Origin of the sequence: Streptomyces sp. NBC_00353 (assembly GCF_036108815.1) — a bacterium.
GTDB lineage: Bacteria > Actinomycetota > Actinomycetes > Streptomycetales > Streptomycetaceae > Streptomyces.
On the sequence record NZ_CP107985.1, the window covers coordinates 7,116,515 to 7,142,055 of the forward strand.

The 25,541-nt window shown below is 68.7% G+C and carries 24 protein-coding genes and 3 pseudogenes; 11 read left to right on the top strand and 16 right to left on the bottom strand.

Translation table 11 applies throughout. The annotated features are described in order from the left end of the window. Positions 1-69 precede the first annotated feature (69 nt). A pseudogene (locus tag OHA88_RS32030) lies at positions 70-249 on the bottom strand (ARPP-2 domain-containing protein); the annotation flags it as partial. 350 nt (positions 250-599) lie between these two features. Between OHA88_RS32030 and OHA88_RS32035 the strand changes: the two are divergent. Further along, positions 600-1,511, top strand: a complete 912-nt coding sequence (locus OHA88_RS32035; protein WP_328628062.1) for a Gfo/Idh/MocA family protein — start codon at positions 600-602, stop codon at positions 1,509-1,511. 63 nt (positions 1,512-1,574) lie between these two features. Here OHA88_RS32035 and OHA88_RS32040 read toward each other — a convergent pair whose 3' ends face one another. Continuing rightward, the gene (locus OHA88_RS32040; RefSeq protein ID WP_328628063.1) at positions 1,575-2,243 is read right to left on the bottom strand and encodes a hypothetical protein; all 669 of its coding nucleotides are present in this window, start codon (positions 2,241-2,243) and stop codon (positions 1,575-1,577) included. A 134-nt stretch (positions 2,244-2,377) separates the two neighbouring features. After that, the gene (locus OHA88_RS32045) at positions 2,378-2,827 is read right to left on the bottom strand and encodes a MarR family transcriptional regulator (protein WP_328628064.1); all 450 of its coding nucleotides are present in this window, start codon (positions 2,825-2,827) and stop codon (positions 2,378-2,380) included. Between the two features lie 69 nt (positions 2,828-2,896). Here OHA88_RS32045 and OHA88_RS32050 point away from each other — a divergent pair, with 69 nt between their 5' ends. Next, entirely contained in the window at positions 2,897-3,784 is an 888-nt protein-coding gene (locus tag OHA88_RS32050) for an alpha/beta fold hydrolase (RefSeq protein WP_328628065.1), read from the top strand. Positions 3,785-3,799: 15 nt separating this feature from the next. Here OHA88_RS32050 and OHA88_RS32055 read toward each other — a convergent pair whose 3' ends face one another. Then, positions 3,800-4,159: an arsenate reductase family protein gene (locus OHA88_RS32055; RefSeq protein ID WP_030926242.1), complete on the bottom strand. Its 360-nt coding sequence runs from the start codon at positions 4,157-4,159 to the stop codon at positions 3,800-3,802. A gap of 120 nt (positions 4,160-4,279) precedes the next feature. Here OHA88_RS32055 and OHA88_RS32060 point away from each other — a divergent pair, with 120 nt between their 5' ends. Both OHA88_RS32060 and OHA88_RS32065 read left to right on the top strand, forming a co-directional pair. Continuing rightward, positions 4,280-4,549: a hypothetical protein gene (locus OHA88_RS32060; protein WP_328628066.1), complete on the top strand. Its 270-nt coding sequence runs from the start codon at positions 4,280-4,282 to the stop codon at positions 4,547-4,549. Positions 4,550-4,744: 195 nt separating this feature from the next. Further along, a complete protein-coding gene (locus OHA88_RS32065) occupies positions 4,745-5,227 on the top strand; it encodes a hypothetical protein (protein WP_328628067.1) in 483 nt (160 codons plus the stop codon). Positions 5,228-5,307: 80 nt separating this feature from the next. Here OHA88_RS32065 and OHA88_RS32070 read toward each other — a convergent pair whose 3' ends face one another. From OHA88_RS32070 to OHA88_RS32095, 5 genes and pseudogenes are all read right to left on the bottom strand, one after another. Then, on the bottom strand, positions 5,308-6,816 hold the full coding sequence (locus OHA88_RS32070; protein WP_443044314.1) for a long-chain-fatty-acid--CoA ligase: 1,509 nt from the start codon (positions 6,814-6,816) through the stop codon (positions 5,308-5,310). An 87-nt stretch (positions 6,817-6,903) separates the two neighbouring features. Further along, a complete protein-coding gene (locus OHA88_RS32075; protein WP_328628068.1) occupies positions 6,904-8,613 on the bottom strand; it encodes an aldehyde dehydrogenase family protein in 1,710 nt (569 codons plus the stop codon). Positions 8,614-8,665: 52 nt separating this feature from the next. After that, positions 8,666-9,856 (bottom strand): annotated as a pseudogene (locus tag OHA88_RS32085) (MFS transporter). Between the two features lie 205 nt (positions 9,857-10,061). Then, complete coding sequence (locus OHA88_RS32090) at positions 10,062-10,985, bottom strand: TauD/TfdA dioxygenase family protein (RefSeq protein WP_389732281.1); 924 nt, start codon at positions 10,983-10,985, stop codon at positions 10,062-10,064. Between the two features lie 116 nt (positions 10,986-11,101). Continuing rightward, positions 11,102-11,704 carry a TetR/AcrR family transcriptional regulator gene (locus OHA88_RS32095; RefSeq protein ID WP_328628070.1) on the bottom strand — a complete coding sequence of 201 codons (603 nt, stop codon included), beginning with the start codon at positions 11,702-11,704 and terminating at the stop codon, positions 11,102-11,104. A gap of 199 nt (positions 11,705-11,903) precedes the next feature. Between OHA88_RS32095 and OHA88_RS32100 the strand changes: the two genes are divergently transcribed. The 4 genes and pseudogenes from OHA88_RS32100 (at position 11,904) to OHA88_RS32120 (ending at position 15,758) form a co-directional block, all read left to right on the top strand. Continuing rightward, the gene (locus OHA88_RS32100; RefSeq protein WP_328628071.1) at positions 11,904-12,284 is read left to right on the top strand and encodes a hypothetical protein; all 381 of its coding nucleotides are present in this window, start codon (positions 11,904-11,906) and stop codon (positions 12,282-12,284) included. A 1,041-nt stretch (positions 12,285-13,325) separates the two neighbouring features. Continuing rightward, positions 13,326-13,943 carry a DUF5819 family protein gene (locus OHA88_RS32105; RefSeq protein ID WP_328628072.1) on the top strand — a complete coding sequence of 206 codons (618 nt, stop codon included), beginning with the start codon at positions 13,326-13,328 and terminating at the stop codon, positions 13,941-13,943. Further along, positions 13,940-15,178, top strand: coding sequence for an HTTM domain-containing protein (locus OHA88_RS32110; protein WP_328628073.1), 1,239 nt, complete (start codon positions 13,940-13,942; stop codon positions 15,176-15,178). Before OHA88_RS32105 ends, OHA88_RS32110 begins: the two co-directional genes overlap by 4 nt. A gap of 276 nt (positions 15,179-15,454) precedes the next feature. Then, positions 15,455-15,758 (top strand): annotated as a pseudogene (locus tag OHA88_RS32120) (hypothetical protein). 252 nt (positions 15,759-16,010) lie between these two features. Here OHA88_RS32120 and OHA88_RS32125 read toward each other — a convergent pair. The 3 genes from OHA88_RS32125 to OHA88_RS32135 all read right to left on the bottom strand — a co-directional run bounded on the left by OHA88_RS32125 (position 16,011) and on the right by OHA88_RS32135 (position 19,304). After that, positions 16,011-16,913 carry a helix-turn-helix transcriptional regulator gene (locus tag OHA88_RS32125; RefSeq protein WP_328628074.1) on the bottom strand — a complete coding sequence of 301 codons (903 nt, stop codon included), beginning with the start codon at positions 16,911-16,913 and terminating at the stop codon, positions 16,011-16,013. A gap of 296 nt (positions 16,914-17,209) precedes the next feature. Next, positions 17,210-17,458, bottom strand: coding sequence for a hypothetical protein (locus OHA88_RS32130; protein WP_328628075.1), 249 nt, complete (start codon positions 17,456-17,458; stop codon positions 17,210-17,212). 1,276 nt (positions 17,459-18,734) lie between these two features. Continuing rightward, positions 18,735-19,304, bottom strand: a complete 570-nt coding sequence (locus OHA88_RS32135) for a hypothetical protein (RefSeq protein ID WP_328628076.1) — start codon at positions 19,302-19,304, stop codon at positions 18,735-18,737. Between the two features lie 421 nt (positions 19,305-19,725). Between OHA88_RS32135 and OHA88_RS32140 the strand changes: the two genes are divergently transcribed. Continuing rightward, positions 19,726-20,004: a hypothetical protein gene (locus OHA88_RS32140; protein WP_328628077.1), complete on the top strand. Its 279-nt coding sequence runs from the start codon at positions 19,726-19,728 to the stop codon at positions 20,002-20,004. Between the two features lie 71 nt (positions 20,005-20,075). On the opposite strand, the gene OHA88_RS32145 is transcribed toward OHA88_RS32140, so the two are convergent. Further along, positions 20,076-20,681: a TetR family transcriptional regulator gene (locus OHA88_RS32145; RefSeq protein WP_328628078.1), complete on the bottom strand. Its 606-nt coding sequence runs from the start codon at positions 20,679-20,681 to the stop codon at positions 20,076-20,078. Between the two features lie 97 nt (positions 20,682-20,778). Between OHA88_RS32145 and OHA88_RS32150 the strand changes: the two genes are divergently transcribed. Continuing rightward, a complete protein-coding gene (locus OHA88_RS32150; RefSeq protein WP_328628079.1) occupies positions 20,779-21,765 on the top strand; it encodes an aldo/keto reductase in 987 nt (328 codons plus the stop codon). A 349-nt stretch (positions 21,766-22,114) separates the two neighbouring features. Here the strand turns inward: OHA88_RS32150 and glnA are convergent, their stop codons facing one another. Further along, positions 22,115-23,524 (bottom strand): type I glutamate--ammonia ligase, encoded by a 1,410-nt coding sequence (gene glnA, locus OHA88_RS32155; protein ID WP_030933685.1) that lies wholly within the window; start codon positions 23,522-23,524, stop codon positions 22,115-22,117. Positions 23,525-23,801: 277 nt separating this feature from the next. Here glnA and OHA88_RS32160 point away from each other — a divergent pair, with 277 nt between their 5' ends. After that, entirely contained in the window at positions 23,802-24,269 is a 468-nt protein-coding gene (locus OHA88_RS32160) for an RDD family protein (RefSeq protein WP_326603263.1), read from the top strand. A 107-nt stretch (positions 24,270-24,376) separates the two neighbouring features. Here OHA88_RS32160 and OHA88_RS32165 read toward each other — a convergent pair whose 3' ends face one another. Both OHA88_RS32165 and OHA88_RS32170 read right to left on the bottom strand, forming a co-directional pair. Next, the gene (locus OHA88_RS32165) at positions 24,377-25,084 is read right to left on the bottom strand and encodes a DUF4191 domain-containing protein (RefSeq protein ID WP_267005527.1); all 708 of its coding nucleotides are present in this window, start codon (positions 25,082-25,084) and stop codon (positions 24,377-24,379) included. Between the two features lie 19 nt (positions 25,085-25,103). Beyond that, positions 25,104-25,304 (bottom strand): SCO2195 family GlnR-regulated protein, encoded by a 201-nt coding sequence (locus OHA88_RS32170; protein ID WP_030970723.1) that lies wholly within the window; start codon positions 25,302-25,304, stop codon positions 25,104-25,106. Between the last annotated feature and the right edge of the window lie 237 nt (positions 25,305-25,541).

A 25,541-nucleotide genomic window follows, 5' to 3' on the forward strand; every position in this document is an offset into this window, starting at 1 on the left:
TGAACCCCGTGTTACCGAGGTTTCCTGCGTTATACGTGGGCGTTGAGGGGGTTGTACGCGCGCCTGTACGCGGGCCTTGAGAAGCGCCTCGAAACCGGCCGCGCGGATCCGTCGTACCAGCTCGTCCGTGATGATGCCCAGCGCCGCCGCAGCCGCCGCGAGTTGCGGGTCGGCATCGGCGAGCGTGTGCAGCAGATGGCCGCGCCGCACCTGTGCATCGGACAGCCGGAACGTCTTCAGGTAATGCACTGCGAGACAGCCCTCCAGGGAGACCCCCGCACGTGCCCCCGACCAGTTCGCGACCGGACCGTGCGGGATGTACGAGGTGCAGTGCGACCGTGGTCCGACATCGACGACGCTGCTACCGAAGCCCGGGCCGACAGGTAGTGCGCCCAAGGGCGCACCAGAGGCGGATCGTCGCCGCCCGAGGTCCACAGCGGGTATACGAACCGGGCGGGAACGGGGGCGCGATCAGCGAAATCACTGCTCATAGGCAAGTCCCGGAAGTCGCAGCCGGAGTCCCGCGGCCGGCTCCGCCGACGCAGCCGTGGGCCTTCGTGCGCCGCCACCCGATATGCGGACCGGGCAGACTGGCACCCATGACGACACCACCTGCTGCCCCTCTGCGTATCGGCCTTCTCGGTACGGGCCCCTGGGCCCGGAACACCCAGGCACCCGCCCTCGCCTCCCACCCCGGCGTCGTACTCAGCGGTGTGTGGGGGCGCCGACCCGAGGCGGCGAACGCGCTCGCCGCCGCCCACGGCACCAAGGCGTACACCGGTGACGCGGGCGTCGACGAACTCCTCGCCGCGAGTGACGCCGTCGCGTTCGCCCTGCCGCCGGACGTCCAGGCCCCGCTCGCCGCCCGCGCCGCGGCGGCCGGATGCCACCTGCTGATGGACAAGCCGGTTGCGACGACGGTGGCCGGGGCCCGCGAGGTCGCCGAGGCGGCCGGCCGGGCGGGGGTCGCGTCCGTCGTGTTCTGCACGATGCGGTTCGCCGAGCCGACCGCCGCGTGGATCGCCGAGCAGGCCGCGCGGGGCGGCTGGTTCACCGCCCGCGCGCAGTGGATCGGCGCGCTGTACGTCCCCGGGGCGGAGAGCGAGTTCGCACACTCGCCGTGGCGCCGCGAGAAGGGCGGCCTGTGGGACGTGGGCCCGCATGCGCTGTCGGTGCTGCTCCCGGTCCTCGGCGATGTGACGGAACTGACCGCCGCCCGCGGACCCGCCGACACCACCCATCTGATCCTCCGCCACGCCTCGGGTGCGTCCAGCACGGTGACGCTGGCGCTGGACGCACCGCTCGGAGCAGCGGGCACGGAGGTCGAGTTCAGGGGCGAATCCGGCATCGCCACGCTGCCGGGTGGGGGTGACGCGGTGAGTTCGTTCCGCGCGGCGGTGGACGCGCTGCTCGAAGCGGTGCGCACAGGGGTTCCGCACCCCTGCGACGTACGGTTCGGGCTGCGGCTGACCGAGCTGCTGGCCGAGGCGGAGGCCGCCGTGCGTTCCTGAACCACGAGGGGTGCCGGGCGTTGCCGTGTCTCGTACCGCACGGCACCGCCCGGCCCGGGCTCGTCAACCCACGCGCTCGATGCGGGCGCGACGGATCAGGAACTTGCCCGGTTCGCGCACCTGCTCGAACGCGGCGTTGTTCAGCAGGGCGCAGCTTCCGGACGGTGAAGTGACCTGCACCGTGGTGGACTTGTTGTTGTCGAGATTGGTCACCTTGAGCCGGGTGCCGACGGGGAACTGATTGCTGGACGCGGCGGGGGCACCTCCCTCGCCGGACAGCGTCACGGTGGATCCGGCACAGACGACCTCACCGGTGGGCTGCCCCCCTCCGCCGGGCGGCGCCGGGGCCGCGGTCCCTGGCGCGGGCGCGGACGCGGAGGCCGGTGCGGAAGCGGCTGCGGACGGGGCAGGATCCACGACCGCCGATCCCTCCCCACCGCATCCCGAGGCGGCCTGTTGGCGCCGGATCTCCGCGATCACGGCTTCCCGGTTGGCGATCCGCGCAGCCGACTGGGCATCCGGATTGGCCCGCTGACCGGCGATGAACCGCTCGTTGTTGCCGAGCGCCGTGGTGAGTCCGGTGCAGACGACCGACGAGGCCCGGTCAGCCGGTGGCGACTGTGCGGCCTGGCTGGTTCCGGCCAGTACGGCAGCCGTCCCACCGGCGAGCGCGGCGGCCCCGACCAGCAGGGCGAGCTTCTTGTTGCGGCTGAGGGTCTTCTTGCGTGACACGTAGGGCTCCTGTCCCCGGCCGGAACACCTGATGCGCTCGGGCCGGATGTGGTGCGTGTGTCCCTACGTACGAGTAACAGGCGCGTTCGTTTCAGCCGTCAGGCGGACGTAACCCTCTGTCGCCGCCCAGCCGGTCATGAAATGGCGGTGGCCGCCCGGTGCGCGGCGGACAGGAAGCGCCGCACGGCGGCCGTCTCACTCTCGTCGAAGTCGCGCAGCACCGCGACCGTGTTGTCGATCAGCGGCCCGAAGAAGGACCGGCCCAGCTCTACCGCCCGCGGGTCCACCGCCAGCAGCACCCGACGCCGGTCGCGCGGGTCACGGGTGCGCGTGAGATGACCGAGCCGTTCCAGCCGGTCGATGACGGCGGTGGTGCCCGCGGAGTTGAGTCCGAGCTGCGCACCGAGCCATCCGGCGGTCGCGTCCGTGCCCGCCCGTTCGGAGTCGAGCAGGCAGATCAGGGCGCGTACGTCGGTGGGGTGCATGCCGTGGCGGCTTGCGAACTCGGCCTGGCGCAGCCCGAATTCGACAGTCACCTTGCGCAGCAGATGGACGATCTCCATCTCGGGACTCTGCTCGCTCATCGGTCCTCCTCCCCTTATTATCTCGTCGAGCGAGATAATATCCAAGGGCACCCATCTGGGAGGCACCCCATGACGCCTACGTCATCCGGATCATCCGCGGTGGCCGCCACCGAGTCGTTCCTCGCCGCGTACGACGAGGTCCTGGCGGTCAAGTGGCCCGCTGGAACGACCCACTCCGAGGCTCTCACCCCGTACGGCACCACCCGTGTGAACAGTTACGGCCCCGAGGGCGCTCCGCCCCTGATGCTGCTGGCAGGCGGCGGCTCCACCTCCACCGTCTGGTACGCCCAGGCCGCCCACCTGGGCCGCAGCCACCGAGTCCACGCCGTCGACCTCATGGGCGACCCGGGCCGCAGTGTGGTGGGGGAGCGCCGGATCCGTACGGTGCCGGACCTGACGGCCTGGCTGGACGCAGTGCTGGACGCCCTGAACGTCGCATCGGCAGCACTCTGCGGTCATTCCTACGGAGCCTGGATCGCGCTCCACTACGCACTGCACGCACCCGGCCGCGTCCGGAAGCTGATCCTTGTGGACCCGACCCAGTGCTTCGCCGGGTACCGCCCCGGCTATCTGCTGCACGCGCTACCGATGCTGCTCCGCCCCAACGCGCGACGCACGCGCGCCTTCATGAACTGGGAGACCTCCGACGCACCGCTCGACCCGGTCTGGCTGCACCTGCGCGACACGGCTGCCGGCTTCCCGTCCGCCCGGCCGGTCACCGGTCCCCGCCCCACCCCCGAGGCGTTGGGCGCCCTGGACGTACCGACCCTGATGCTGCTGGCCGAGAACAGCCGGGCGCACAACGTCGCAGCGGTCGCCGCCACCGCGGCCCGGCTGCTCCCGAACGCGCGGACGGCGACGATCCCCGGCGCCACGCACCACACACTGCCGCTGCACGCCCCGGACGCCGCCGAACTCAACTGCAGAATCGAGGAGTTCCTGGCGGCGGGGTGCTGAGCGACTCCGCCCGGCTCAGCGCCCCAAGGCGTCCCGCACCGCTTCCTCCGTGCGCGCCACCACAGCCGTGCCGTCCTCCGCGGTGATGATCGGCCGCTGGATCAGCTTCGGATGCTCGGCGAGCGCCGTGATCCACCGCTCCCGCGAACCGGCCTCGCGCGGCCACTCCTTGAGTCCGAGCTCCTTCGCGTCCGCCTCCTGCGTCCGTGTGATGTCCCACGGCTCCAGCCCGAGCCGGTCGAGCACGGCCCGGATCTCGTCCGGCGACGGCACATCCTCCAGATAGCGGCGGACGGTGTATTCGGCTCCCTCCGCATCGAGCAACTGCACCGCGCTGCGGCACTTGGAACACGCGGGATTGATCCAGATCTCCATGGGGCCAACGATACGGGACGGAGGCCACGAAAACCCCTCTGGCCAGGGGCGATTGTCAGTGGTGGGCCGTAAAATAGAGGTAGTTCGTGAGAGTTTCACGACCGTGCCAGGAGGTTGCCCATGGCCGTTGCCGCAGTCACGACCAAGCCGCTCCACAAGCCCCTGCAGAAGAGGCCGCTCCCCGCGGGCCGGCCCCGCGAGTGGTACATCTCGCACAACCGCCGCCTGAAGGCCATGCGCCTGGCGATCGCCCTGCTCGACACGGGCGTCTACTACCCGTCCAGCGCGGACAACGCCAAGATACGCACGACTGCCGAGCGCATCGGCATCCATCCGCCGTCCGACACGACCTGCCGCATGGTCCGCGCCCTGATCCGCTACGGGCGCTGACGACCCACAGCCCGCGGACCCGAAGCCTGTGCCCCCGGACCTCGCCCGGGGGCACAGGCACGTTCCCCAGGCGACGCCGGCGCAGCCGTCCGCGTGCACGGAGGCCGCCTGCCGTCACCCGATCGACGTGCGCGGCATGCGGGCCGCCACGCCTGCGTCTTGACTGGGACGGATCCGTGAGTGCTGGGAGGCGCGATGACAAGGCGATCCGTGCGAGGCGCGTGGGCCGTGCTGCTGACGGCGGTCGTGGCATCGGCTGCCGCCGCATGTACGGACAACGGCGGCAGCCCGGCCGGCACGGTGTCCAAGGCCGCGTCCGCGGTGGCGTCCGCCGCGTCCAGAGGGGGCGACGTGGCGGCCTCGGCATCAGCTGCCGCGCGGGAGAAACTCCAAAACTTCAAGAACGGCGTGAACGCGGGCAAGGACGTCAAGGCGGGCGCGGTGACCGAGCAGGGCGGCCGCGCCACCACGAAGATCACCGTGACGAACAGCACCGAGTCGGCCAAGTCGTACATCGTCCAGATCAACTTCCGCGACCCCGGCGGCAATCTGCTGGACTCGACCGTGGTCACGGTCGACGACGTACGGCCGGGCACCCCCAAGGACGCGACGGCCCGCAGCAACCGCACCCTCGCCGGCGACGTCACCGCCGAGGTGGGCAGGGCGCTCCGCCACTGACAACGAGCAACGGGAGCGGCGGCCACCGAGTGCCGTCGCTCCCGTTGCTCGTCCCGCACGGGATGGCGGGTCGCCCTCCCTCAGGAGCCCGGGGTTGCGATCTCGCGCTTGAGGATCTTGCCGGTGGCGCCCTTGGGGAGCGCGTCGAGCAGCCAGACCTCGCGGGGGTACTTGTAGGGGGCGACCTGCGCCCGTACGAACTCCCGCAGGTCGTCGGGGGTGGCCTCGGCGCCCGGGAGCAGGGCCATGGCGGCGGCGACCTCCTGGCCGAGAGCCGGGTGGGGGATGCCGATCACCGCGGCCTCGGCGACCGCGGGGTGCTCGTAGAGGACCTCTTCGATCTCGCGGGGGTAGACGTTGAAGCCGCCGCGGATGATCAGGTCCTTCTTGCGGTCGACGATGAAGTAGTAGCCGTCCTCGTCGACGGTGGCGAGGTCGCCGGTGCGCAGCCAGCCGTCGAGGATGGTTTCGGCGGTGGCCTCGGGGCGGCCCCAGTAACCCTTCATGACGTTGTGGCCGCGGACGCAGAGTTCGCCGATGCCGTCCTTCGCGTCGATCAGGCACAGCTCGACGCCCTCGATCGGCGTGCCGATCGAGCCTGCCTTGCGCGGCCGGTCCGGGTGGTTGAACGAGGCGACCGGTGAGGTCTCGGACATGCCGAAGCCCTCCAGTACGGGACAGTCGAAGGCAGCCTCGAAGCCGTGCAGGACCTCGACGGGCAACGAGGCGCCGCCGGACGCGCACAGCCGCAGCGAGGAGGCGTCGTAGCTGCCCGGCTGTTCCGCGTGTGCGGCGAGCATGGCCGCGTACATCGTCGGCACGCCCTCGAAGACGGTGACCTGCCGCTGCTGGATGGTCCGCAGGGCCAGGGCGGGGTCGAAGCGGGGCATCAGGGTGAGGCGGGCGCCGGCGGTCACGGCGGCGTTCATGGCACAGGTCTGGCCGAAGGTGTGGAACAGCGGCAGGCAGCCCAGCAGGATGTCCTCGGGGCTGAGCCGGAACAGCGACTTCGTGATGATCTCGGCGTTGCGGACCAGGTTGGCGTGGGTCAGCTCGGCGCCCTTGGCCACTCCGGTGGTGCCGGAGGTGTACAGGATGACCGCGGTGTCGCGCTCCTCGCGGGTCCTCGCCTGTATGGGGTCCGGATGGGCGGCGAGCAGGTCGGTGAGCGAACCCGGCCCGATCGGGACCACGGTGGCGGCGGAGCCCGCTGTCCCGGCGGTCGCCGCGGCCACGGCCGACTCGTGGGCGAACAGCAGCACCGCGCCCGAGTCGTTCAGGTAGTGGGTGATCTCGCGTGCCTTGAAGAGCGGGTTCATCGGCACGACGACGGCGCCTGCGCGCAGCGTGCCGTAGTACAGGGCGGGGAACTCCAGCAGGTTCGGCAGCATTACGGCGACCCGGTCGCCGGGGGTGACGCCGCGCGCGGTGAGCAGGGCGGCCACCCGGCCCGCGAGCGTGTCGAGTTCGGCGTAGGTCAGCGACCGGTCGCCGAGTTCGACGGCGATACGCGCGCCATGGGTGACGGCGGTGCGGCTGAGGAGGTCGGCGAGATTCACCTGAGGCCTTTCGTTTCTGGTGCCGTGCACGGCCCGTTCGTCCGTCGCGGGCGGTGGCGCCCCGGGGCCGGGCGAAAAGTCGGGCCGTGGCCGGCTCGGGTACGGAATGCGAGGCTGTCAGCCGCGCAGCGCGGAGACGAAGACGGCCGGCAGCTTGGCGATGCCGGGTGCGGCGGTGAAGCGGGTGACGCGTTCGACGGTCGTACGGGAAGTGCGGTTGGTGACGAAGTATGGCGGGCGCGGGGACAGCGACGGGGAGCCGGTGAACAGACCGCGCGGGGTGGGGGCGAAGGGCGCGCGCAGCACGGTCTTCTCGATGTCCTCGAGCATGAAGGCGTTGTGGACGAAGCCGATGCCGCTGCCGATGTCCTGGCGGGTGTGGCCGGGGTGGGCGCCCCAGGGGGTGTAGCCGAGCAGGAAGCCGATCGCGGACCAGCAGTTGACGCCGATGGTTCCGTACCGCAGTTCGGCGACGGCTGCCTCCACGGCGGTGCGGTGGGTCTTCTCGGTCCTGGGGTGGACGATGAGGGTCGCGCCGAGTGTCCCGGGGAGTGCGTCGTTGGCGAAGTCGACGGCGTGGCGCAGGAATTCGGCCGGGGTGGCACCCGGGAGCCGTACGACGCCGAGGGCGCTGCCGAAGACCTCGCCGGTGATCAGCATGTCGTCGTGGTCGGCGATGTCGGGGACCAGGATGCGGCAGTCACCTTCGCCGTGGGACTCGGCCTGCGGGTGGGCCTCGAGCACGGCGCCGAGGCGCTGGGCGGTGCCGGGGTAGTAGTCGGTCCGCGGCGGCAGTGCGCGCAGCACCTGCCGGATCTCCTCCAGCAGACGCTCGGTGCCGTCCCACTCCCGGGGCACGACCAGGATCTGGCTGGCGATGCAGTTGTGGCCGGAGTTGTTCATCTTGCTGGTGACGATGTGCTCGGCCTGGAAGCGGAAGTCCGCCGCGCTCCAGGGGCCGGGGGTGACGATGCACGGGCTGACCCCGCCCAGCTCGCTGGTGAAAGGCTTGCCGATCAGCGGCCTGTCGTCGCGGCGGCGCTCGGCCGCCTGCTCGTCGGTGCCCCACACGATGGCGTCGTGGGTGCGGTCGCTGCCGGTGACGTGGATGGCGTCGACGCCCTCGTGCGCGGCGAGGTAGCCGCCCTCGGCCGCACCGCCGTCGATGAAGCGCACCCAGCCGCGCGCGACGAACTCGGCGAATACGTGCTCGAAGTGCGGGCGGAGATAGGCGTTGACCGGGTTCATCTTCGCGACGACGACCTGGCCCTCGGCGTAGAGCTTGTGGAGTATGTCGAGCGCGGTGATGGCCGCGACGTTGCCCGCACCCAGGACCAGGGCGACGGCCGGGCGTCCGGGCCGGCCGCGGTACTCGCCGGCGGCCCGGTCCCGTACCCGCTGTGCGGTGATGCCTGAGCGCATCCACACCTGGGCGGTGAACCCGTTGAGCAGCAGGGTGTCCCAGCCGGTGGCGGGGAAGACGTCGACCCGGGTGCGGCCGTCTCGCACATGTACTGCCCCGGCCTCGACCGGATCCTTGCCCGCCGCGATCCGGCGCAGCACATGCAGGCAGGCACTGACGTTCTGGGCGAGTGCCCACGGGGCGCCGATCCAGTCCTCGGCCGCCCACGGGGAGTCGGGCCCGTATCCCTTGGCGCGGGCGCCGGCTGCGGCCATGTCGGCGGCGCTGTCGACGATCCGCGGCATCAACCGCTCCAGCAGCGCGATCCGTTCGGCGATCGGGGTGGTGGTCCACGACGCGGCGCCTTCGCGCAGCTCGGAGAGGGCCTGGTCCAGCAGTTCGGTGTCGACAGCGGTGGAGGGCACGGGTTCGCTCCAGGGGGCAGCGGGTGGGTGGGCGGTGTCGGGGTCCGGTGTGTCAGACGCTCGGCCGGAGAGCGTCGCGCGCCGGGTCGATCAGGGTGAAGGCGGCGAGCGCGCCCAGCAGCAGCAAGGCGCCCGAGAGCACGACGGCGGTCTGGTACCCCGCCGCGCCGTGGCTGTCGACCAGAGATCCGACGACGGCGGGGGCGATGAGGCCCGCGGTGGTCACGGTGGCGTTCATCGTGCCGAGGGCGCCGCCACGCCGTGCGGGCGGGGCCAGTTCGGCGACGGTGGTGGCCGCGACGGTGGCGAAGGATCCGCCCAGGCCGAAGCCGACGGCCAGCAGCGCGGTCTTCGCCGCCGCACCGTCCGCGAGGGGTACGGCCAGACAGGCGACCGCGCCGAGCAGCAGCAGGCTGCCGCCGACCCGGCCGCGCGCCCAACGGCTGCTGACTCCGCGGCGCATGAGCCACCCGGTGAGCGCCGCCTGACCGAGCAGCGCGAGGGCGCCGACCACCCAGGGGAGGACGATGAGTCTGCCGGCGGCGTCGGAGGAGTGGCCGAGGCCGTTGCGCAGGTAGGAGGGCAGCCATACGAGCATCAGCGCCACGGCCCAGTAACTGGTGAAGTAGGCGGCGGTGGTGCCGATCCAGGTTCGGGTGCCGAGGATGCGGCGATAGGCGGGCTTCACCGCCGGCTCGGAGGACAGTGTCTCCGCGGTGTCGGTCCGGTACGTCCCGTCGGCGCCGAACAAGGCCCACAGCAGAGCCCACAGCGCACCGGCGGCCGCGACCACCCAGAGGGCGGCGCGCCAGCCGTGGTGGTGGATGACCTAGGTCAGGCCGGGCGCGGCGGTGATCACGCCGAGGGTGACGCCGAGGGTGACCAGCGCCCCGGGGAGGTTGCGCCGGTGGTTGGGGAACCAGGACAGCGCGGCCTGCTGGGCGACGGGGAAGGCGGGACCTTCCGCCGCTCCCAGCAGGACCCGTGAGCCGATCAGTACGGCCAGGCCGCCGCCCAGGGCCGCCGGCGTCTGCGCGACCGACCAGAGCAGGGCCATGGCCAGGAGCAGCCACTTGGGCCGCACGCGGTCGGCGAGCAGTCCCACGGCGCCGGCGGCGACCGAGAACAGCAGGAAGAAGGCGCTGTTGGCGAGTCCGAAGTCGGTGGCGGACAGGCCCATGTCCGCGCGGATCTCATCGGCCGCGAGACCGAGCACGGACTTGTCCGCGAAGTTGACCATCATGAAGGCCACGAGTAGGCCGGTGACGATCCAGGCGCGGGCGCCGGAGCTGTGGCCCGTAGGGGAGTCGGTCTGTCTGGGTGCGGTGTCGGCGGCGGTCACGGGGTCCTCCGGAAAGGGGGCGCTGACGAGGGGGTGGGCACGCGAGGAGGCGGGGCGGCGCCGCGGCCCGTGTGCCGGCCCGCGCACGGGCCGCGGCGCAGGGGCCTCAGGAGAGCGGGACTCCCGCGATGGCGATCCGCTCCATGACGCGCCGCTGCGGGTAGTAGTCGTTGATCGCGTAGTGCTGGACCGCGATGTTGTCCCAGATCGCGACGGAGTCGGGCTGCCAGCGGAAACGCACCTGGAACTCGGGGATACGGGCCTGCAGGACGAGCTCGTCGAGCAGCTCGCGGCTCTCGGTGTCGGACAGGCCGACGATCCGCGTGGTGAAGGGCTCGTTGACGTAGAGCACCTTGCGTCCGGACTGCGGGTGGCGGACGACCACCGGGTGCTCCACGGGCGGCAGGGTTTCCCGGAACCGCGCGATCTGCTCGTCGGTCATCACCGCACCCCAGCTGGGCACCCAGTCGTGCACCGCCGTGAGTCCGTCGATCCTGTCCTTCATCGACGCGGAGAGGTTGTCGTAGGCGACCGCCATGTCCGCCCACATCGTGTCGCCGCCGGCCGACGGCACCTCGACGGCGCGCAGCACCGAACCCAGGGCGGGCTCGGCCATGAAGGAGTGGTCGCTGTGCCAGATGTTCTCGTTGCCGACGGCCATGGCGTCCTTGGCCAGACGGGAGACGCCGACGGTGTCGCCCTTGGGGAAGAAGGGGTTCACCTCCGGCTCGCCCCACACCGCCGCGAGCGCGACGTGGTGCTCCGCAGCGAAGCGGTGCTGGTCACGGAAGAAGATCACCTTCCACTCCAGCAGGGCCTGCCGCAGCTCCTCGGCGAGGTCGTCACCGATCGGCTGCGAGAGGTCGACGCCGCTGACCTCGGCACCGATGTGGGGGGTGAGCGGGCTGATGCCCAGAATCCGGTACTCCGTCTCGGTGCTGCCCGGAGCGGTGCGGTCCAGAACGCGGCGCCCGTAGTGCATCAGGGGCTTGTCGAGGGCGGGCTTGGGGGTGGCGACGGCTGCGGCCATGGGTGCTTCCTCCACGGTGAGGATCAATTCGATACCGGGAGTATCGATATTCAGGCATGCCATGGCAAGGGTCTGTGCCCACCGATTTCAAGACCGCGGAGAGAACCGGCTCCCGGTCAGCGCCGCACTCCGACGGCGCGGCCGACGAGCTCGACCACCGACTCCACCAGGTGACTGTCCGGCAGCTCCTGCTCCGCCACCAGGCGGAACACCAACGGCGCCGCCACCATGGTGGCGGCGGCCCGGACGTCGGTGTCCGGCCGCACATCCCCGCGTACGATGCCGCGCTCCAGGATGCGCCCGGTCTCACCCATGACCCGGTTGATGTACGCCCGGTACGCGCTGCGTCCTGCTCCCGGGTCGGCCGCAGCGCTGAAGACTTCTGCGATCAGACGGTTCATACCGGGCGCCCGGTACACCTCCACACGAGCGGTGAGCACGGCCCGAAGTTCGGCGCGGAAGTCCCCCAGGTCGGGGATGGACAGGGGGCCGACGCGCGACTCGGCGGCAGCGATGATCAGGTCCTGTTTGGTGGGCCAGCGCCGGTAGATGGCCGGCTTGCTCACCTCGGCCCGTACGGCCACGGCGTCCATCGTGAGCGCGTTCATCCCCTGCTCCGCGACCAGCGCGACGACCGCGTCGAGCACCGCGTGGGTGACCCGCTCCTCCCGGGGGCGCCCCGGCCCTCGTGCTGCGCCCCGAGTCTGCTTTTCGACCATGCCCCGACCCTATGATTTCGCCCCGCACACCAACCAGGCCGGTCCCCGATCGCGTCCGGGGACGGAGCCGGACTCGACGTTCACCTGTTCGGGTCAGCGGGCATCGCGGCGCACGCTATGCGTTCCTACGATCGGAAGGAACGTGGTGCGGTCATCCGCTCGGGACACACCCGGCAGACCGGGCCCGCGGGAGGCAACCATGCGCCTCATCGGAATGCCCGCCGTCGCGGGGTGCGTTGCGCTTGCACTGTCGGCCCCCGCTGCGATGGCCACCGCCGGCGCCGACCCCATCGCCACCGTCAGCCCGAACACCGTGCAGCCCGGCCAAACCGTGCATCTGACCTTGCGCAACTGTGAGAACCCTGGGGCGGGCGGGCTTGCCGAGGGTTCGCTCGTCGGGGGCGAGACCACGGCGAGATCCCCCATCGGCCTTACGGATCTCAAGGCCGACGCCGACGGAACGCTCGTCGGTACAGCCACCATCGAGAATTCCGAGCGCGGAACCACGGGGACCATCTACCTCGCCTGTAACTCGAACCCGGACAAGGTCGTCGAGACCACCGTCACCATCACGCGCTGACTGATGCGTCGGCTTGATCCTGAAATGCTGGGCAGCGTTTCCTCGTCGGCTGTGGGACTTCAGCTGTTGGCCGGTCGGCAAGGAACCGGGCCGCGCAAAGCAAGGCATTCGGTCGTCGTTCTGTCGGAATCGGAAACGCAATCAGATGCAGTCCTGTGCATTAAGTTCGGTGTACTTGGTCACTTGGGACGAGGAATTATCTGAGCAGGGCTGCTCACAGTCATCCGTACTGTGGCGTCCGGGTGAATTCACTTCTCCGCCCACGTCAATGGCCGGGTCCTGCCTCTCGCCGCCTCCTCGCATTGCCGGCCGGGAGAGGCAGGTCTTGAAGCTCCCTGCCGGCGGCGCCGCAGAGCCGGGAGATTGCCGCCGAGTTGAACATCACCGAGAACACAGTACATTCGTATCTGGACCGGCTGCGGAGAGAGAGAGCGGATCTCGCCGAAGGGCCACATCCGGCCCGGCTCACGCCGTGCTACGGCCTGACTGGTGACTGCTTGAGCGAAAACATTTTGCCCACACATGAGACCGGCCGTTCTTCCCCTTGGATCTTCTGAGTTAACCAGACAAGCCTTGTTTATTGACCACGGGAAGAAGTAACGCCAGCGGCACGTTGCCGCGTCGCAAATCGCCCGCGGTCAGTGCGCTCAGGTGCAAGCTTCACGTCACCGGTCCTCGGGGTAATGGCCACGAAATCGTGCACGACTTCCACATCGAGATCACCCAAACTTCTCGCGAGGCTGATCATGAAGAAGCAGATATGGCAGAGCATCGGTGTCACGACAGCCGCTTGCTCGACGGTAGGCGGGTACGGCATCACAAGCGCCCGATCCAGTGGCGCGTCCGCACAGGCAGCGCAGAACCATGCCCGCGGTGCAGCCACCTACCCGAATCCGGTTCCGGACCGGGAATGCCATGCAGCCGCCTGACGTCAGGGATCCGGGCGAGGAGCTGCCGGACCCCGCGGCGGACGGACAAGCTCCGGGAGGTGCGGGTGAGGGGGCCGGGTCGCCGGCGGATCATGTCGGCAGACCCGGCGGGATGTCCGCTCTCTCACCGCTATCGGTGATCATCATCGTGGTCTCGGTGGTGGGCGTCGCGGTCGCAGCTGTCGTGCACTCGGTGATGCTCTTCCTCAATATCGCCCCTTTGAACACCCTCTCCCAGAAGCACGCCGCAGGTCTCAACAACTACATCTACCCCGAGTTCGCACAGGACTGGAAGCTCTTCGCCCCCAACCCGACGTCGGCAAATACACATGTGCAGGCTCGCGTGAAGGTCCTGATGCCCGACGGGGCCCTCAAAACGACGGGCTGGATGGACTTGACCGCGATGGACGAGGCGTGGATCGTGCACAATCCTCTACCCAGCCAAGCGCACCAGAACCAACTTCGCGGAGCCTGGAGCAACTACGTCTCCACGCTCGATGACAAGGGCCACCCGGTCGGCTTGTTCGGAAACCTGATGCAGCAGTACCTGTTGCGCATCGCCGCCGAGCGTTTTGGACCGCACTACGACGGCGGCACCGTGCAACTCGTCCAGCTGCGCTCGGCCAGTACGCCAATCGCGGCGCCTTCGTGGAGCAATCAGTACGTCGACACCACGACCGGTTATTTGGTGGAGCCGTGGTGGACCGTCAAGGCGGAGGACTTCAAGTGACCGCATACTCTCCGGCCACGTCCGGCCGCGTATCCGTACCGCCCCCTCGCGCCCGGCTGTGGCGCCGTATCGGCGCCATTGTCGAGCGGGGCTTTACGCGTATCACCAGCGGTGTCATCGCGCCGTACCAGTCGGCCGTCATCCGGATCGGCTTCTCGCTCACCTGGCTCGCCCTGCTGTTGCGCGAGTGGGTGCACCGCAACCAGCTCTACGGGGCGGACAGCCCTTGGAGCTGGACCATGGCCCGTGAATGGAATGCCACAAACCACGGCTTCACCATAATCTTGTGGCATGACGGTCGGCTGTGGTTCGAGATCGTCTACCTGGCGGCGATCGCCGCGTCGGTGATGCTGCTCCTCGGCTGGCGGACCCGTACCGCCTCGCTGCTGTTCATGATTGGTGTGCTGGCGCTCCAGAACCGTAACCCCTTCGTGGGGAACGGCGGCGACAACGTCATCCACATCATGGCGATCTACATGGTGTTCACGCGCTGCGGCCAAGTCTGGTCCTTGGACGCGCGGCGCTCTGCGGACGGCCGCGACGACGGCCGGGATGGCGGCCGGGACGTGGTCGGGATCGTCATGTGGGCGTTCTTCACTGCCGTGCTCATCCTGGTCACCGGACTGGGCAAGCTGAGCACGGGCTGGGCGTTGCTGCTCTGGGGCTTCGTCTTCGCGCAGATGGCGTGGTGGTTGGTGCGGAGCTACGCACCTGGGGAGCCCCGCACCGTAATGGCGATGGTCGGCAACGTGGTGCACGCGGGTGCGATGCTCGTGATCGCGGTCCAGGTCTGCCTGATCTACTCGAGCTCCGGCTGGTACAAGATTCAGGGCTCCCTTTGGCAGGATGGCACGGCGATCTACTACGCGTTGCACCTCGGCAACGTCACCCCGTGGCCCGCGTTGTCCCACGCCGTCGCGAGTAGCAGCCTGATCGTCCTGCTGCTGAGCTACGGCACGGTGATCGTCGAAGTCGCCTTCCCCTTCACGCTTTTCAACAGCCGTGTGAGGACCGTGATGGTCGCGATCATGATGTCCATGCACTTGGGCATCGGGATTCTGCTCGGCCTGCCCTTCTTCACGATGGCGATGATTGCGGCGGATTCGCTCTTCCTCCCGACCGCTGTTCTGCGCTGGCTGAGCGACCGCATGGCGCGCGCAGTGCAGTGGACGCGAGCCGTGGTGCCCACACCACTGGTACCCCAAGAACAGACCGGGCCCGTCCACCGCGCGTGATGGGGGAGTGAAGGACAGGTTCGATCGGCGGCCCGAAGAACTCCCGTCCCAGCTCGACCGCTTGCGTGTCCACTGCCGGCAGTGCCCGCCGCCGCTCGCGCGCGTCCCCGGGTGCGGGTGACGTGGTCGAGCCGCTCCAGGCGGTCGATGACGACCCTGGTACGTGCGGAGTTGAGCCCGAGGTGCGCACCGAGCCGTCCGGCAGTCGCGTCCGTGCCCGCACGCTCGGCGCCGAGCAGACAGATCAGAGCGCGTACATCGGTGGTGTGCAATGGCATGGCGGCTCGCGATGCTGGCCTACCGTGCCAGTTGCCCGAGGCTGTTGCTGCAGTCACGACCAAGCCGCTCCACGAGCCCCTGCAGGAGAAGCCGCTCCCCGCGGGCCGGCCCCGCCGAGTGGTACATCTCGCACAACCGCCGCCTGAAGGCCATGCGCCTGGCGATCGCCCTGCTCGACACGGGCGTCTACGGCGCGGACAACGCCAAGATACGCATGACTGCCGAGCGCATCGGCATCCATCCGCCGTCCGACACGACCTGCCGCATCCTGGTCCGCGCCCTGATCCGCTACGGTCGCTGACGACCGTGTGCTGCTGATTGTGGTGCTCCTGCCGGCCGATGTCGTCGCCGCGGCCGTCGGGGTGGTCGCTGGTGAGTTCGACCCTCAAGTCCCTGCCTCGGTCCGGACAGCTGAAGTCCGTGGCTTCATGAACGGCGGATTCTCGGCCGTCACCCTCGGGAAGTCGGGTGGCGAGGTCGCCTGCGTACACGCCTGCGCCCCCGGAGCCCCGGGGGCGCAGGCGTGTACGCAGGCGGTGGGAAGCCATCAGGTTCAGAAGTGGTTGGTCCGCTGTTCCCCTGAACCCGGCTTTCGAAGCACGTGCCACGACGGATCTTGCACCTGGTGGGACTGCCAGGAAAGCGCCGTCAGCTTTTTCTCGGTGCCGGTGCCGGGTTGCGGAATCTCGAGAATGACCCGCCGGCCTGAGCGGTCGTCGACAACGAGCACGCTCTCCTCCAGCACCATGCGGCCGACAGAGGGATGCTCCACTTCCCGGGTGGTGACGTGATGCCTTTCGATTTCGTGCTGCCGCCACCATCTGCGGAAGTCCGTGCTGTTCTGGCCCAGTTCGCGGACCAGTGTGGTGAACCACGGTTCGTGGACGTACAGTCCGGTGGCCGCGCGGAACTCGGCCAGCACGGAACGGGCGCTCGGTTCCCAGTTCTGAATCAGCTCTCGCATATGACCGCCGAAGAAGAGCCACAGCATATGGCGGTGCGCGGGTGGGATTTTGGCCAGATCGCCATAGACATCGGTTCTGGCCTGGTTCCAGGCGAGAATGTTGAAACGGGGACCGAGGGCGATTGCCGGATGTGGATGCTGGCTGTCCAGGATGCGCTGGAGAGCCGGAGGGACGCCGTCCGCGGGTACGTTCGCGCTGGAACGGGCATCCTCGTTCGCCAAGGCCAGGAGGTAGTCACGCTCTTCGGCGTTGAGGCGAAGGGCTTCGGCCAGCGAGTTGAGGACGTGGTCGGATACCCGGATGTTTCGAGCCTGTTCAAGTTGGGAGTACCAGCAGGCGCTGATGCCCGCCAAGTCGGCGACGTCTTCCCGCCGCAGGCCCGGGGTTCGCCGTGATGTTCGTGTGGGAAGGCCGACCTCTTCCGGCTGAAGGGCCAGCCGTCGTGTTTTGAGGAAGTCCGCGAGCTCCGCTCGCCGTTGGTCGTAATTCATCCGTTGTTCCCTCTGCTGGGCGACTATTGCGGATGGTTATTACCGGAGACCTCTACTCCTAGGATAGTCGGTTTCTTGATGCGCGCTCTGCCGAGTGTGAAGCTCCTGCTGGGAGCGGCGTTCGACCCTACGAGGTGCTGAGAGGGGACACCGTTTGTGAACGAGCGCCTGTCTTTCGCTCCGGCAGTCGAAGGGAGAAAGTCATGCGTGGCAAGCGGTACCTCATCCGGCTCAGCCCACTGCTCATCGCTTCTCTGGCGTTCCCAGCAGGTTTCGCCGCGGAAACGGCCGGTGCCTCACCCCCAGCCGCCGTGGCGGCATCGGCCCCTGCGAAGGCAGCGCCCACGACCGTCGACCAACCGCGTTTCCCGGGTCAGCAGCAACAGCAGCAGGGCGGCCGGCAGCAGCAGCAGGGCGGCCTGCCGTGCTTCTTTGGGCAGCAACAGCAGCAGGGCGGCCGGCAGCAGCAGCAGCAGGGCGGCCTGCCGTGCTTCTTTGCGCAGCAACAGCAGCAGGGCGGCCTGCCGGGCTTGTTTGCGCAGCAACAGCAGCAGGGCGGCGGGCAGCAGCAGCAGCAGGGATAGGTCGCCTCAGGGCTGTCCCGTAATCCCGGGTCGATCAGCGCGCGGCGTCAGATGCGGTGCATCGCAAGGCGGAGGCGTCCTCATACTGGGCGCATTCGGGCGTTCCGGCAACGCGGCGAGGTGCCGTAGCTGTCGTCGCGCGCCCGCCAGGGATTACGGGACAGTCCTTAGTCAGGTTGTCTGGCGGACGCCTTGCCGCCTGGAGGCGCGTAACCCGCGGTACACGCGGGATACGCGTCACACGCCCCTGCTCAGCCGGTCTCAGCGGCAGCATGACAAGGGTCGTCCCGAGGTGTGGGGAAGCGGCCTTCGCCGTTGTTTGTGAGTTCAAGTTGTGAGATCAGGTTCAGAGACCGGCACGGCAGTCTCAAGTGCAGAGGGAGTGGACGCGTGCCGGAGTGGTGAGCCACGGTTCGTGGACTTACGATCCGGTGGCCGCGCGGAACTCGGCCGGCACGGATCGGGCGCTCGGCTCCCAATGCTGAATCAGCGCATATGCCCGCCGAAGAAGAGCCATTGCATATGCCGGCGCTCAGAGGGATTTTATTCAGATCGCCTTGGGCGTCGGCTCTGTCCTGGTTCCGAACCGGAATGCTGAAGCAGGGACCGAGGGGGAATTCAGGATGCGGATGCCCGCTGTCCGGGAAGCGCTGGAGCGCTGGAGCGCTGGGGGTACAGCTCTGCAGAAGTACCGGTGCTGTAAAGGGCGTTCTCATTCGTCGGGGCCAGAAGTGGCCGCGCTCTTGGGTGTTGAGGTGAAGGGCTTCGGTCGGCGAGTTCAGGACGTGGTCGAATGCCCGGATGTTCCGGGCCTGTTCAAGGCGGGAGTGGCAGTAGCTGCCGATGCCTGCCACGGGCCGTCGGTCCGCTGCGATGCACGTGGTGGAAGACCGACCTCTTCCGCGAGGAAGTCCGCCGTCTCCGCTCGCCGTTGGTCGTAATTCATCCGCCCTTGCCTCTGCTGGGCGACTATTGCGGATGGCTATTACCGGAGACCTCTACTCCTAGGATAGTCGGTTTCTTGATGCGTGTTGTGCCGCGTGTGATCCTGCTGCTGGAAGCGGCGTTCGACCGTTACGTGGTGCTGAGAACGGGCACCGTTCGTGAACGAGCGCCTGTCTTTCGCTCCGGTGGTCGAAGGGAGAAAGTCATGCGTAACAAGCGGTACCTCGTCCCCCCAGTGCTCATCGCGTCTCTGGCGTTCCCAGCGAGTTTCGCCGGGGAGACGATCGGCGCCTCACCCCCAGCCGCTGTGGCGGCATCGGCATCGACCCCGGCGAAGGCAGCGCCCGCCGCCTTTAACCAACCCTGTTTCCCGGGTCAGCAGCAGCAACAGCAACAGCAGGGCGGCCGTCAGGGCGGCCGGCAGCAGCAACAGCAGCAACAGCAGGGCGGTCGACAGGGCGGCCGGCAGCAGCAACAGCAGCAACAGCAGCAGGGCGGCCGGCAGCAGCAGCAGCAACAGCAGCAGCAGCAACAACAGCAGCAGCAGCAGCAACAGCAACAGCAGCAGCAGCAGCAACAGCAGCAGCAGCAGCAGCAACAACAGCAGCAGCAGCAGCAACAGCAACAGCAACAACAGCAGCAGCAGCAACAACAGCAGCAGCAGCAGCAACAGCAACAGCAGCAACAGCAGCAGGGTGGCCAGCAGGGTGGCCAGCAGCAGCAGCAGCAACAGCAGCAGCAACAGCAGCAGCAGCAGCAACAGCAGCAGCAACAGCAACAGCAGCAGCAGCAACAGCAACAGCAGCAGCAGCAACAGCAGCAGCAGGGCCAGCAGGGTGGCCAGGGTGGCCAGCAGCAGCAACAGCAGCAGCAGGGCGGCGGCCTGCTATAGGTCGCCTAGTCAGGTTGTCTGGCTGATGCCATGCCGCCTGGGGGCTCGTAACCCGCAGTACACGCGGGTTACGCGTCATACGCCCCCGCTCAGCCGGTTCTCACCGGCAGCATGACGAGGGCCGCTGTCCCGAGGTGTGGGGCAGCGGCCCTCGCTGCTGTTTGTGAGGTCAAGTCGTGAGATCAAGCCAGGGAGCCGGCCCGGCGGTGCTCAAGTGCACAGGGAGTGGAGGACAGGCGTGGGCAACGGCCCTCAAGCTCGACATGCACGAGTCCGTCTTCCTCGGATACTGGGTCCTGGCCGAGCCCCCACCGCTCGGGCAGGGGCTCGGGGGCCCGCAGTGCGGCGGTCATCACTCGCCTCACAGCCACTGAGGCGAGAGGATGACGACATGCTCACCCCCCAAGGGATCGCGTTTGCCACCCCGGACGACCTCGGCGACCTGGAGAACTACCGCAGCTTCTGCCTGGCCGCCGGTCTCGATCCCGTACCCGATGGCTACGGTCTCCTCCTCGTCACCGACGAGGTGGGCGACAAGAAGACGCTCGTCACCGGCGACGTCGAATACGTGCGGGCGATCGTCGGGGCCACACCCGAAGCGCTCAGTGGACTGGAACTCCCCCAGGACAAGTTCCTCGTCCGCGACGGTTGGCCCGACAGCTGGGCCTGACCCTGTAGCTGCACCGGCCCACAGCCGCTGACGAGAGGATGCCTCTCCGCGCTTCATGGCTGCGGCGCCGCTCAGGCCAATTCGTTGGTGGTGGCTGCGGCAGCAGGGAAGAGGCGCTGGACGGCGGCGACGACGGCGGCGCGGCGGGCCGCCAGGGAGGTGTCGCGGACCTGGTCGCCGGCCGCGTCCACGAGATCGAGCTGTCCGGCCCAGGCCATGGCGATCTGGTTGAGCAGGACGAGGATGTCGATAGGGTCCCAGGCGGTGTCCAGTTGGCCGACTTCCTGGGCCTTGCGCAGCAGCTCGGCCTTGCGCTGGACGGTCCTCTGGGTGACGGCATCGGCGGTGCTGCCGGCGAACTCCAGTCGGCCCCAGGTCATGAGCCGGTGCCGGTCGGGGTGGCTGACGAAGTAGTCGTGGACCCGACCGGCGTATTCGGGCAGGTCGGTGGGGTCCAGGCGGGTCGCCTCGGCCACTAGGGCCATCTCGCGCTCGGCGATGAACTGGTAGAGCGCTTCCTTGCTGCGGAAGTAGGCGTAGACGCGTTCCTTGCTGGTCTTCGCGGCTTTCGCGATTCGCTCGATGCGCGCTCCGGCGATCCCGTGCTGGGAGAACTCGGCCGTGGCCGCGGCGACGATGCGGTCGCGGGTGGAGTCTGCGCTGGTCGAGGACGGCATGCCCTCAGATTACCCGACCGAACCGTTTGGTTTGGCGTGCGCCGGAGCAAGGCGTACGGTAGAACCGAACCGTTTGGTTTGACTTGAGGAGTGCGTCATGCAGCACAGGACACTCGGCAGCCAGGGCCTTGAGGTCTCGGCGATCGGCTACGGCACGATGGGCCTGACGATGGCCTACGGCCCCGGCGACACCCAGGAGGGCATCGCCGCCATCCGGCGTGCCCACGACCTGGGTGTCACCTTCTTCGACACCGCCGAGCTCTACGGCTTCGGTACCGGGTCCAACGAGACCCTGGTCGGCCAGGCCGTCGCGGACTTCCGCGACGACGTGGTCCTGGCCACCAAGTTCGGCTTCGACCTGTCCGACCCTGAGCGGATCGGTCACGCCCTCAACAGCCGTCCCGACAACATCCGTAAGGTCACCGACAACAGCCTGCGCCACCTCGGCGTCGACCACATCGACGTCCTCTACCAGCACCGCGTCGACCCGGACGTGCCCGTCGAAGACGTCGCCGGTACCGTCAAGGAGCTGATCGATGCGGGCAAGGTGAAGTACTTCGGCCTGAGCGAGGCCGGCCCCGAGACCGTCCGCAAGGCGCACGCCGTGCAGCCGGTCTCCGTCCTGCAGACCGAGTACAGCCTGTTCGAGCGTGACGTCGAGCAGCTCTTCCCCACGCTCGACGAGCTGGGCATCGGCTTCGTCGCCTACTCGCCGCTGGGGCGCGGCTTCATCACCGGCACGGCCAAGCCCGCCGGTCAGTACGACGCCACCGATATGCGCAACATCGACCCGCGCTGGCAGCCGGGCAACTTCGAGAAGAACGTCGACGCCGTCAACGGGCTCGCCGACCTCGCGGCCACCAAGAACGCCACGGTTTCGCAGCTGGCCCTGGCCTGGCTGCTCGCCCAGGGCGAGCACATCGTGCCCATCCCCGGCACCCGCAGCCCGAAGCGTGTCGAAGAGAACACCCGCGCCGGCGGCCTCATGCTGACCGACGCCGACCTGGCCGCGATCGACAAGATCCTGCCTCACGGCGGCTTCGGCGCCCGCTACGTCGAAGGCGCCCTGCCCACCTGGGTCTGACCACGCAACTGCACCGGAGCCGGCCCCCAGGAGGCAGAGCGGAGATCCGACTCATCAACTCTGGACCGGGCCCAGCTGTCATCATCGGCAGCACCGGACCCCGGCTTCACGCTCCGCACGTACACGCACCTGATGCCGAACAGTCGGGACCGCGCGCGGAAGGCCATCGCCTCCGCCTTCGGTTCGGCGGGCGCTGACGAGGACGGCGACGGCGGAGCGGTGCCTGTGGCGGCCTGTTCGGCGCCCCGCAGAAAAGGCCGTCGGCCGTGCCTTCCGGGAGCGGAAGAACACGGCCGACGGCCCACAGACGGCCCAGGGGAGCGGAAACCCGCTCTGACCTGCGGCGTTCCTAGATGTCGAAGTACAGCTCGAACTCGTGCGGGTGCGGGCGCAGCTGGATCGGGGCGATCTCGTGAGTCCGCTTGTAGTCGATCCACGTCTCGATCAGGTCGGACGTGAAGACACCGCCGGCGAGCAGGTACTCGTGGTCCGCCTCGAGCGCGTCCAGGACGGCCGGGAGCGAGGTCGGGACCTGCTGGACGTTCGCGTGCTCCTCGGGAGCCAGCTCGTACAGGTCCTTGTCGATCGGCTCGGCCGGCTCGATCTTGTTCTTCACGCCGTCGAGGCCGGCCATCAGCAGCGCCGAGAAGGCCAGGTACGGGTTGGACGACGGGTCCGGGGCGCGGAACTCGACGCGCTTGGCCTTCGGGTTCGAGCCCGTGATCGGGATACGCATCGCGGCCGAGCGGTTGCGCTGCGAGTAGACCATGTTGACCGGGGCCTCGAAGCCCGGGACCAGGCGGTGGTAGGAGTTCACCGTCGGGTTCGTGAAGGCGAGGAGCGAGGGGGCGTGCTTGAGGATGCCGCCGATGTAGTAGCGGGCGATGTCCGAGAGGCCCGCGTAGCCCTGCTCGTCGTAGAACAGCGGGTCGCCGCCGGCCCACAGGGACTGGTGGACGTGCATGCCCGAGCCGTTGTCGCCGAAGATCGGCTTCGGCATGAAGGTCGCGGTCTTGTTGTTGCGCCAGGCGACGTTCTTCACGATGTACTTGAAGAGCATCAGGTCGTCGGCCGCGGCGAGCAGCGTGTTGAACTTGTAGTTGATCTCGGCCTGGCCGGCGGTGCCGACCTCGTGGTGCTGGCGCTCGACCTGGAGGCCGTTCTTGTCCAGCTCCAGCGAGATCTCGGCACGCAGGTCGGCGAAGTGGTCGACCGGCGGGGTCGGGAAGTACCCGCCCTTGTAGCGGACCTTGTAACCACGGTTGTTCTCTTCCGAACCGGTGTTCCAGGCGCCGGCTTCGGAGTCGATGTGGTAGAAGCTCTCGTTCGCCGACGTCTGGAAGCGGACGTTGTCGAAGACGTAGAACTCCGCCTCGGGACCGAAGTACGCGGTGTCGGCGATGCCGGTGGAGGCGAGGTACGCCTCGGCCTTCTTGGCCACGTTGCGCGGGTCACGGCTGTACTGCTCGCCGGTGATCGGGTCGTGGATGAAGAAGTTGATGTTGACGGTCTTGTCGCGGCGGAAGGGGTCGACACGGGCGGTCGACAGGTCCGCGCGAAGCGCCATGTCGGACTCGTGGATGGCCTGGAAGCCGCGGATCGACGAGCCGTCGAAGGCCAGTTCCTCGGTCGGGTCGAAGGCCGCTGCCGGGATGGTGAAGTGCTGCATCACACCGGGCAGGTCACAGAACCGGACATCGATGAACTTGACGTCTTCGTCGGCGATGTACTTCTTCACGTCGTCGGCGTTCTGGAACATCCAACTCCTCCTACTCCCGACCCGGGAGGGGCGGGGTTGCAGCTCGTTGTGCGGCCAGTGCGGTGGCACACGCTGGACCCGACCATAGGCAGACCGGATTTCTCAAGCATGACCCATTTGTTTCGCCGAAGTTAACCGAGCCGGGTGCGGGTGGCATCTCGGAGTCACATCCAGGTCCGGTAGCGGGTCCGGTCGGGGCGGTGCAGACGCCCGGGGCCCGGGGCGGCCATGGCCCCCGGGCGGCAGGGCGCGGAGGCGGGCGCAGTACCGTGGTCGGGTGGACAATAGGCAAGCAATCGGATCGTGGCTCTCCGGGCCGCGCGCGGCAGCCGAGGAAATGGGCGTCGACTTCGGGTACCGGGGCAAGCGGCTCGGTCTGCCCGAGGAAGGCCCGGGGTCCGTCGCCCCGCTCGGCCGGCGCTTCGGCGCCCTCTTCATCGACTGGGCGCTCTGCATGCTGATCGCATACGGGCTGTTCGCTCGCGGTGACCAGCAGGCGGCCGGAAACTGGGCGCTCGGCATCTTCCTCGTACTGAGTGTGCTCACCGTCGGAACCATCGGCTGTACGCCGGGCAAGCGCATCCTGGGCATCCGGGTCGTCGCCGAGGGCGGTGGCCGGCTCGGTCTCGGGCGGGTGGTCGTGCGGAGCGTGCTGCTGTGCCTGGCGGTCCCGGCCCTGGTCTGGGACCGCGACGGCCGGGGGCTGCACGACCGGCTCGCCCGCGCCGTCCAGGTGCGGATCTGAGTGTGATGTGACCGAGCGGACATGACAGAGCAGAAGAGGGCGGGTCCCTGAACCGGATTGGTTCGGGACCCGCCCTCTTGCTTGTTGTGTCCTGTGCGGTGACCGCGTCAGCGCATCTTGCCGCCGCGCGGCATCCGCATACCCTTCGGCATCGGGCCCTTCGGCAGCGGCATGTTGCTCATCAGGTCGCCCATGGCCCGGAGCCGGTCGTTGGCAGCCGTCACCTGCGGGCCGGTCAGGACCCGCGGCAGCTTCAGCATCTTGGTGCGGACCTTCTTCAGCGGCACCTGGCCCTCGCCGTTGCCGACGATGATGTCGTGCACGGGCACGTCCACGACGATGCGGGCCATCTTCTTCTTCTCGGCCGCCAGCAGGACCTTGACCCGGTTCGGGTTGCCCTCGCCGACCAGCACGATGCCCGCCTTGCCGACGGCCCGGTGGACGACGTCCTGGCTGCGGTTCATCGCGACCGCGGGCGTCGTGGTCCAGCCACGGCCCACGCGGTCCAGCACCGCCGCCGCAGCGCCCGGCTGTCCCTCCATCTGCCCGAAGGCCGCCCGCTCGGCACGCCGTCCGAAGACGATCGCCATCGCGAGGAGGGCCAGCACGAAGCCCAGGATGCCCAGGTAGACCGGGTGCTTGATCAAGAAGCCGACGGCGAGGATGACACCGAAGGTGACGATTCCCACACCCGCGACGACAAGACCGATCTTGGAGTCGGTCCGCCGGGTCATCTTGTAGGTCAGGGCGATCTGCTTGAGTCGCCCCGCGTTCTCGGCGCTGTCCGCGCCGTCAGTGTTTGCCTTCCTCGCCATGTACTGAAGTTTACGTGGCCTAGGAGCGATGGTCGGCCACGGCCTCCAGTACGTATGCGGTCTCGACCCGGTCCTTGGCCCGGCGGCGGTCCTCGAGGACCGCTGTCCAGGCGTTTCGCCGGGCTGTGCGCTGGCCGCTGCTCAGCAGCAGCGACTCGACGGCACGGAGAGCATCGGTGACGGACGGGATGGCGGTTGCGCGTACCGGCACGGCCTGCATCGTGGAAGTCCCCTCGGAACGGATGCGCGAAGTGAGTCTGTTACGAAAGCGGATTGCGCGGCTGGACACGGGGAGCAGCGACGGCGGCAGCTGTGAAAGCCACTGCGCTGCGTGAATCCAGGGTCACTGCTCGGTGTTACCAGCGCATGACCTGTCGGTCAAACACCAATGAAACCTTGATATGGGCGTCGCGCACGTCGAAGCGGCCCATACGCGTCCCCGACCTGCGGGGAGCGT

Bases quoted from the DNA above. Each gene is read 5' to 3' on its own strand.
- OHA88_RS32045 (WP_328628064.1), bottom strand. From the start codon at position 2,827: ATGAGCGAGCAGAGTCCCGAGATGGAGATCGTCCATCTGCTGCGCAAG.
- OHA88_RS32105 (WP_328628072.1), top strand. From the start codon at position 13,326: ATGTCCGCTCTCTCACCGCTATCGGTGATCATCATCGTGGTCTCGGTG.
- OHA88_RS32060 (WP_328628066.1), top strand. From the start codon at position 4,280: ATGGCCGTTGCCGCAGTCACGACCAAGCCGCTCCACAAGCCCCTGCAG.
- OHA88_RS32050 (WP_328628065.1), top strand. From the start codon at position 2,897: ATGACGCCTACGTCATCCGGATCATCCGCGGTGGCCGCCACCGAGTCG.
- OHA88_RS32100 (WP_328628071.1), top strand. From the start codon at position 11,904: ATGCGCCTCATCGGAATGCCCGCCGTCGCGGGGTGCGTTGCGCTTGCA.
- OHA88_RS32125 (WP_328628074.1), bottom strand. From the start codon at position 16,913: ATGAATTACGACCAACGGCGAGCGGAGCTCGCGGACTTCCTCAAAACA.
- OHA88_RS32150 (WP_328628079.1), top strand. From the start codon at position 20,779: ATGCAGCACAGGACACTCGGCAGCCAGGGCCTTGAGGTCTCGGCGATC.
- OHA88_RS32055 (WP_030926242.1), bottom strand. From the start codon at position 4,159: ATGGAGATCTGGATCAATCCCGCGTGTTCCAAGTGCCGCAGCGCGGTG.
- OHA88_RS32035 (WP_328628062.1), top strand. From the start codon at position 600: ATGACGACACCACCTGCTGCCCCTCTGCGTATCGGCCTTCTCGGTACG.
- OHA88_RS32165 (WP_267005527.1), bottom strand. From the start codon at position 25,084: ATGGCGAGGAAGGCAAACACTGACGGCGCGGACAGCGCCGAGAACGCG.
- OHA88_RS32095 (WP_328628070.1), bottom strand. From the start codon at position 11,704: ATGGTCGAAAAGCAGACTCGGGGCGCAGCACGAGGGCCGGGGCGCCCC.
- glnA (WP_030933685.1), bottom strand. From the start codon at position 23,524: ATGTTCCAGAACGCCGACGACGTGAAGAAGTACATCGCCGACGAAGAC.
- OHA88_RS32090 (WP_389732281.1), bottom strand. From the start codon at position 10,985: ATGGCCGCAGCCGTCGCCACCCCCAAGCCCGCCCTCGACAAGCCCCTG.
- OHA88_RS32140 (WP_328628077.1), top strand. From the start codon at position 19,726: ATGCTCACCCCCCAAGGGATCGCGTTTGCCACCCCGGACGACCTCGGC.
- OHA88_RS32065 (WP_328628067.1), top strand. From the start codon at position 4,745: ATGACAAGGCGATCCGTGCGAGGCGCGTGGGCCGTGCTGCTGACGGCG.
- OHA88_RS32170 (WP_030970723.1), bottom strand. From the start codon at position 25,304: ATGCAGGCCGTGCCGGTACGCGCAACCGCCATCCCGTCCGTCACCGAT.
- OHA88_RS32145 (WP_328628078.1), bottom strand. From the start codon at position 20,681: ATGCCGTCCTCGACCAGCGCAGACTCCACCCGCGACCGCATCGTCGCC.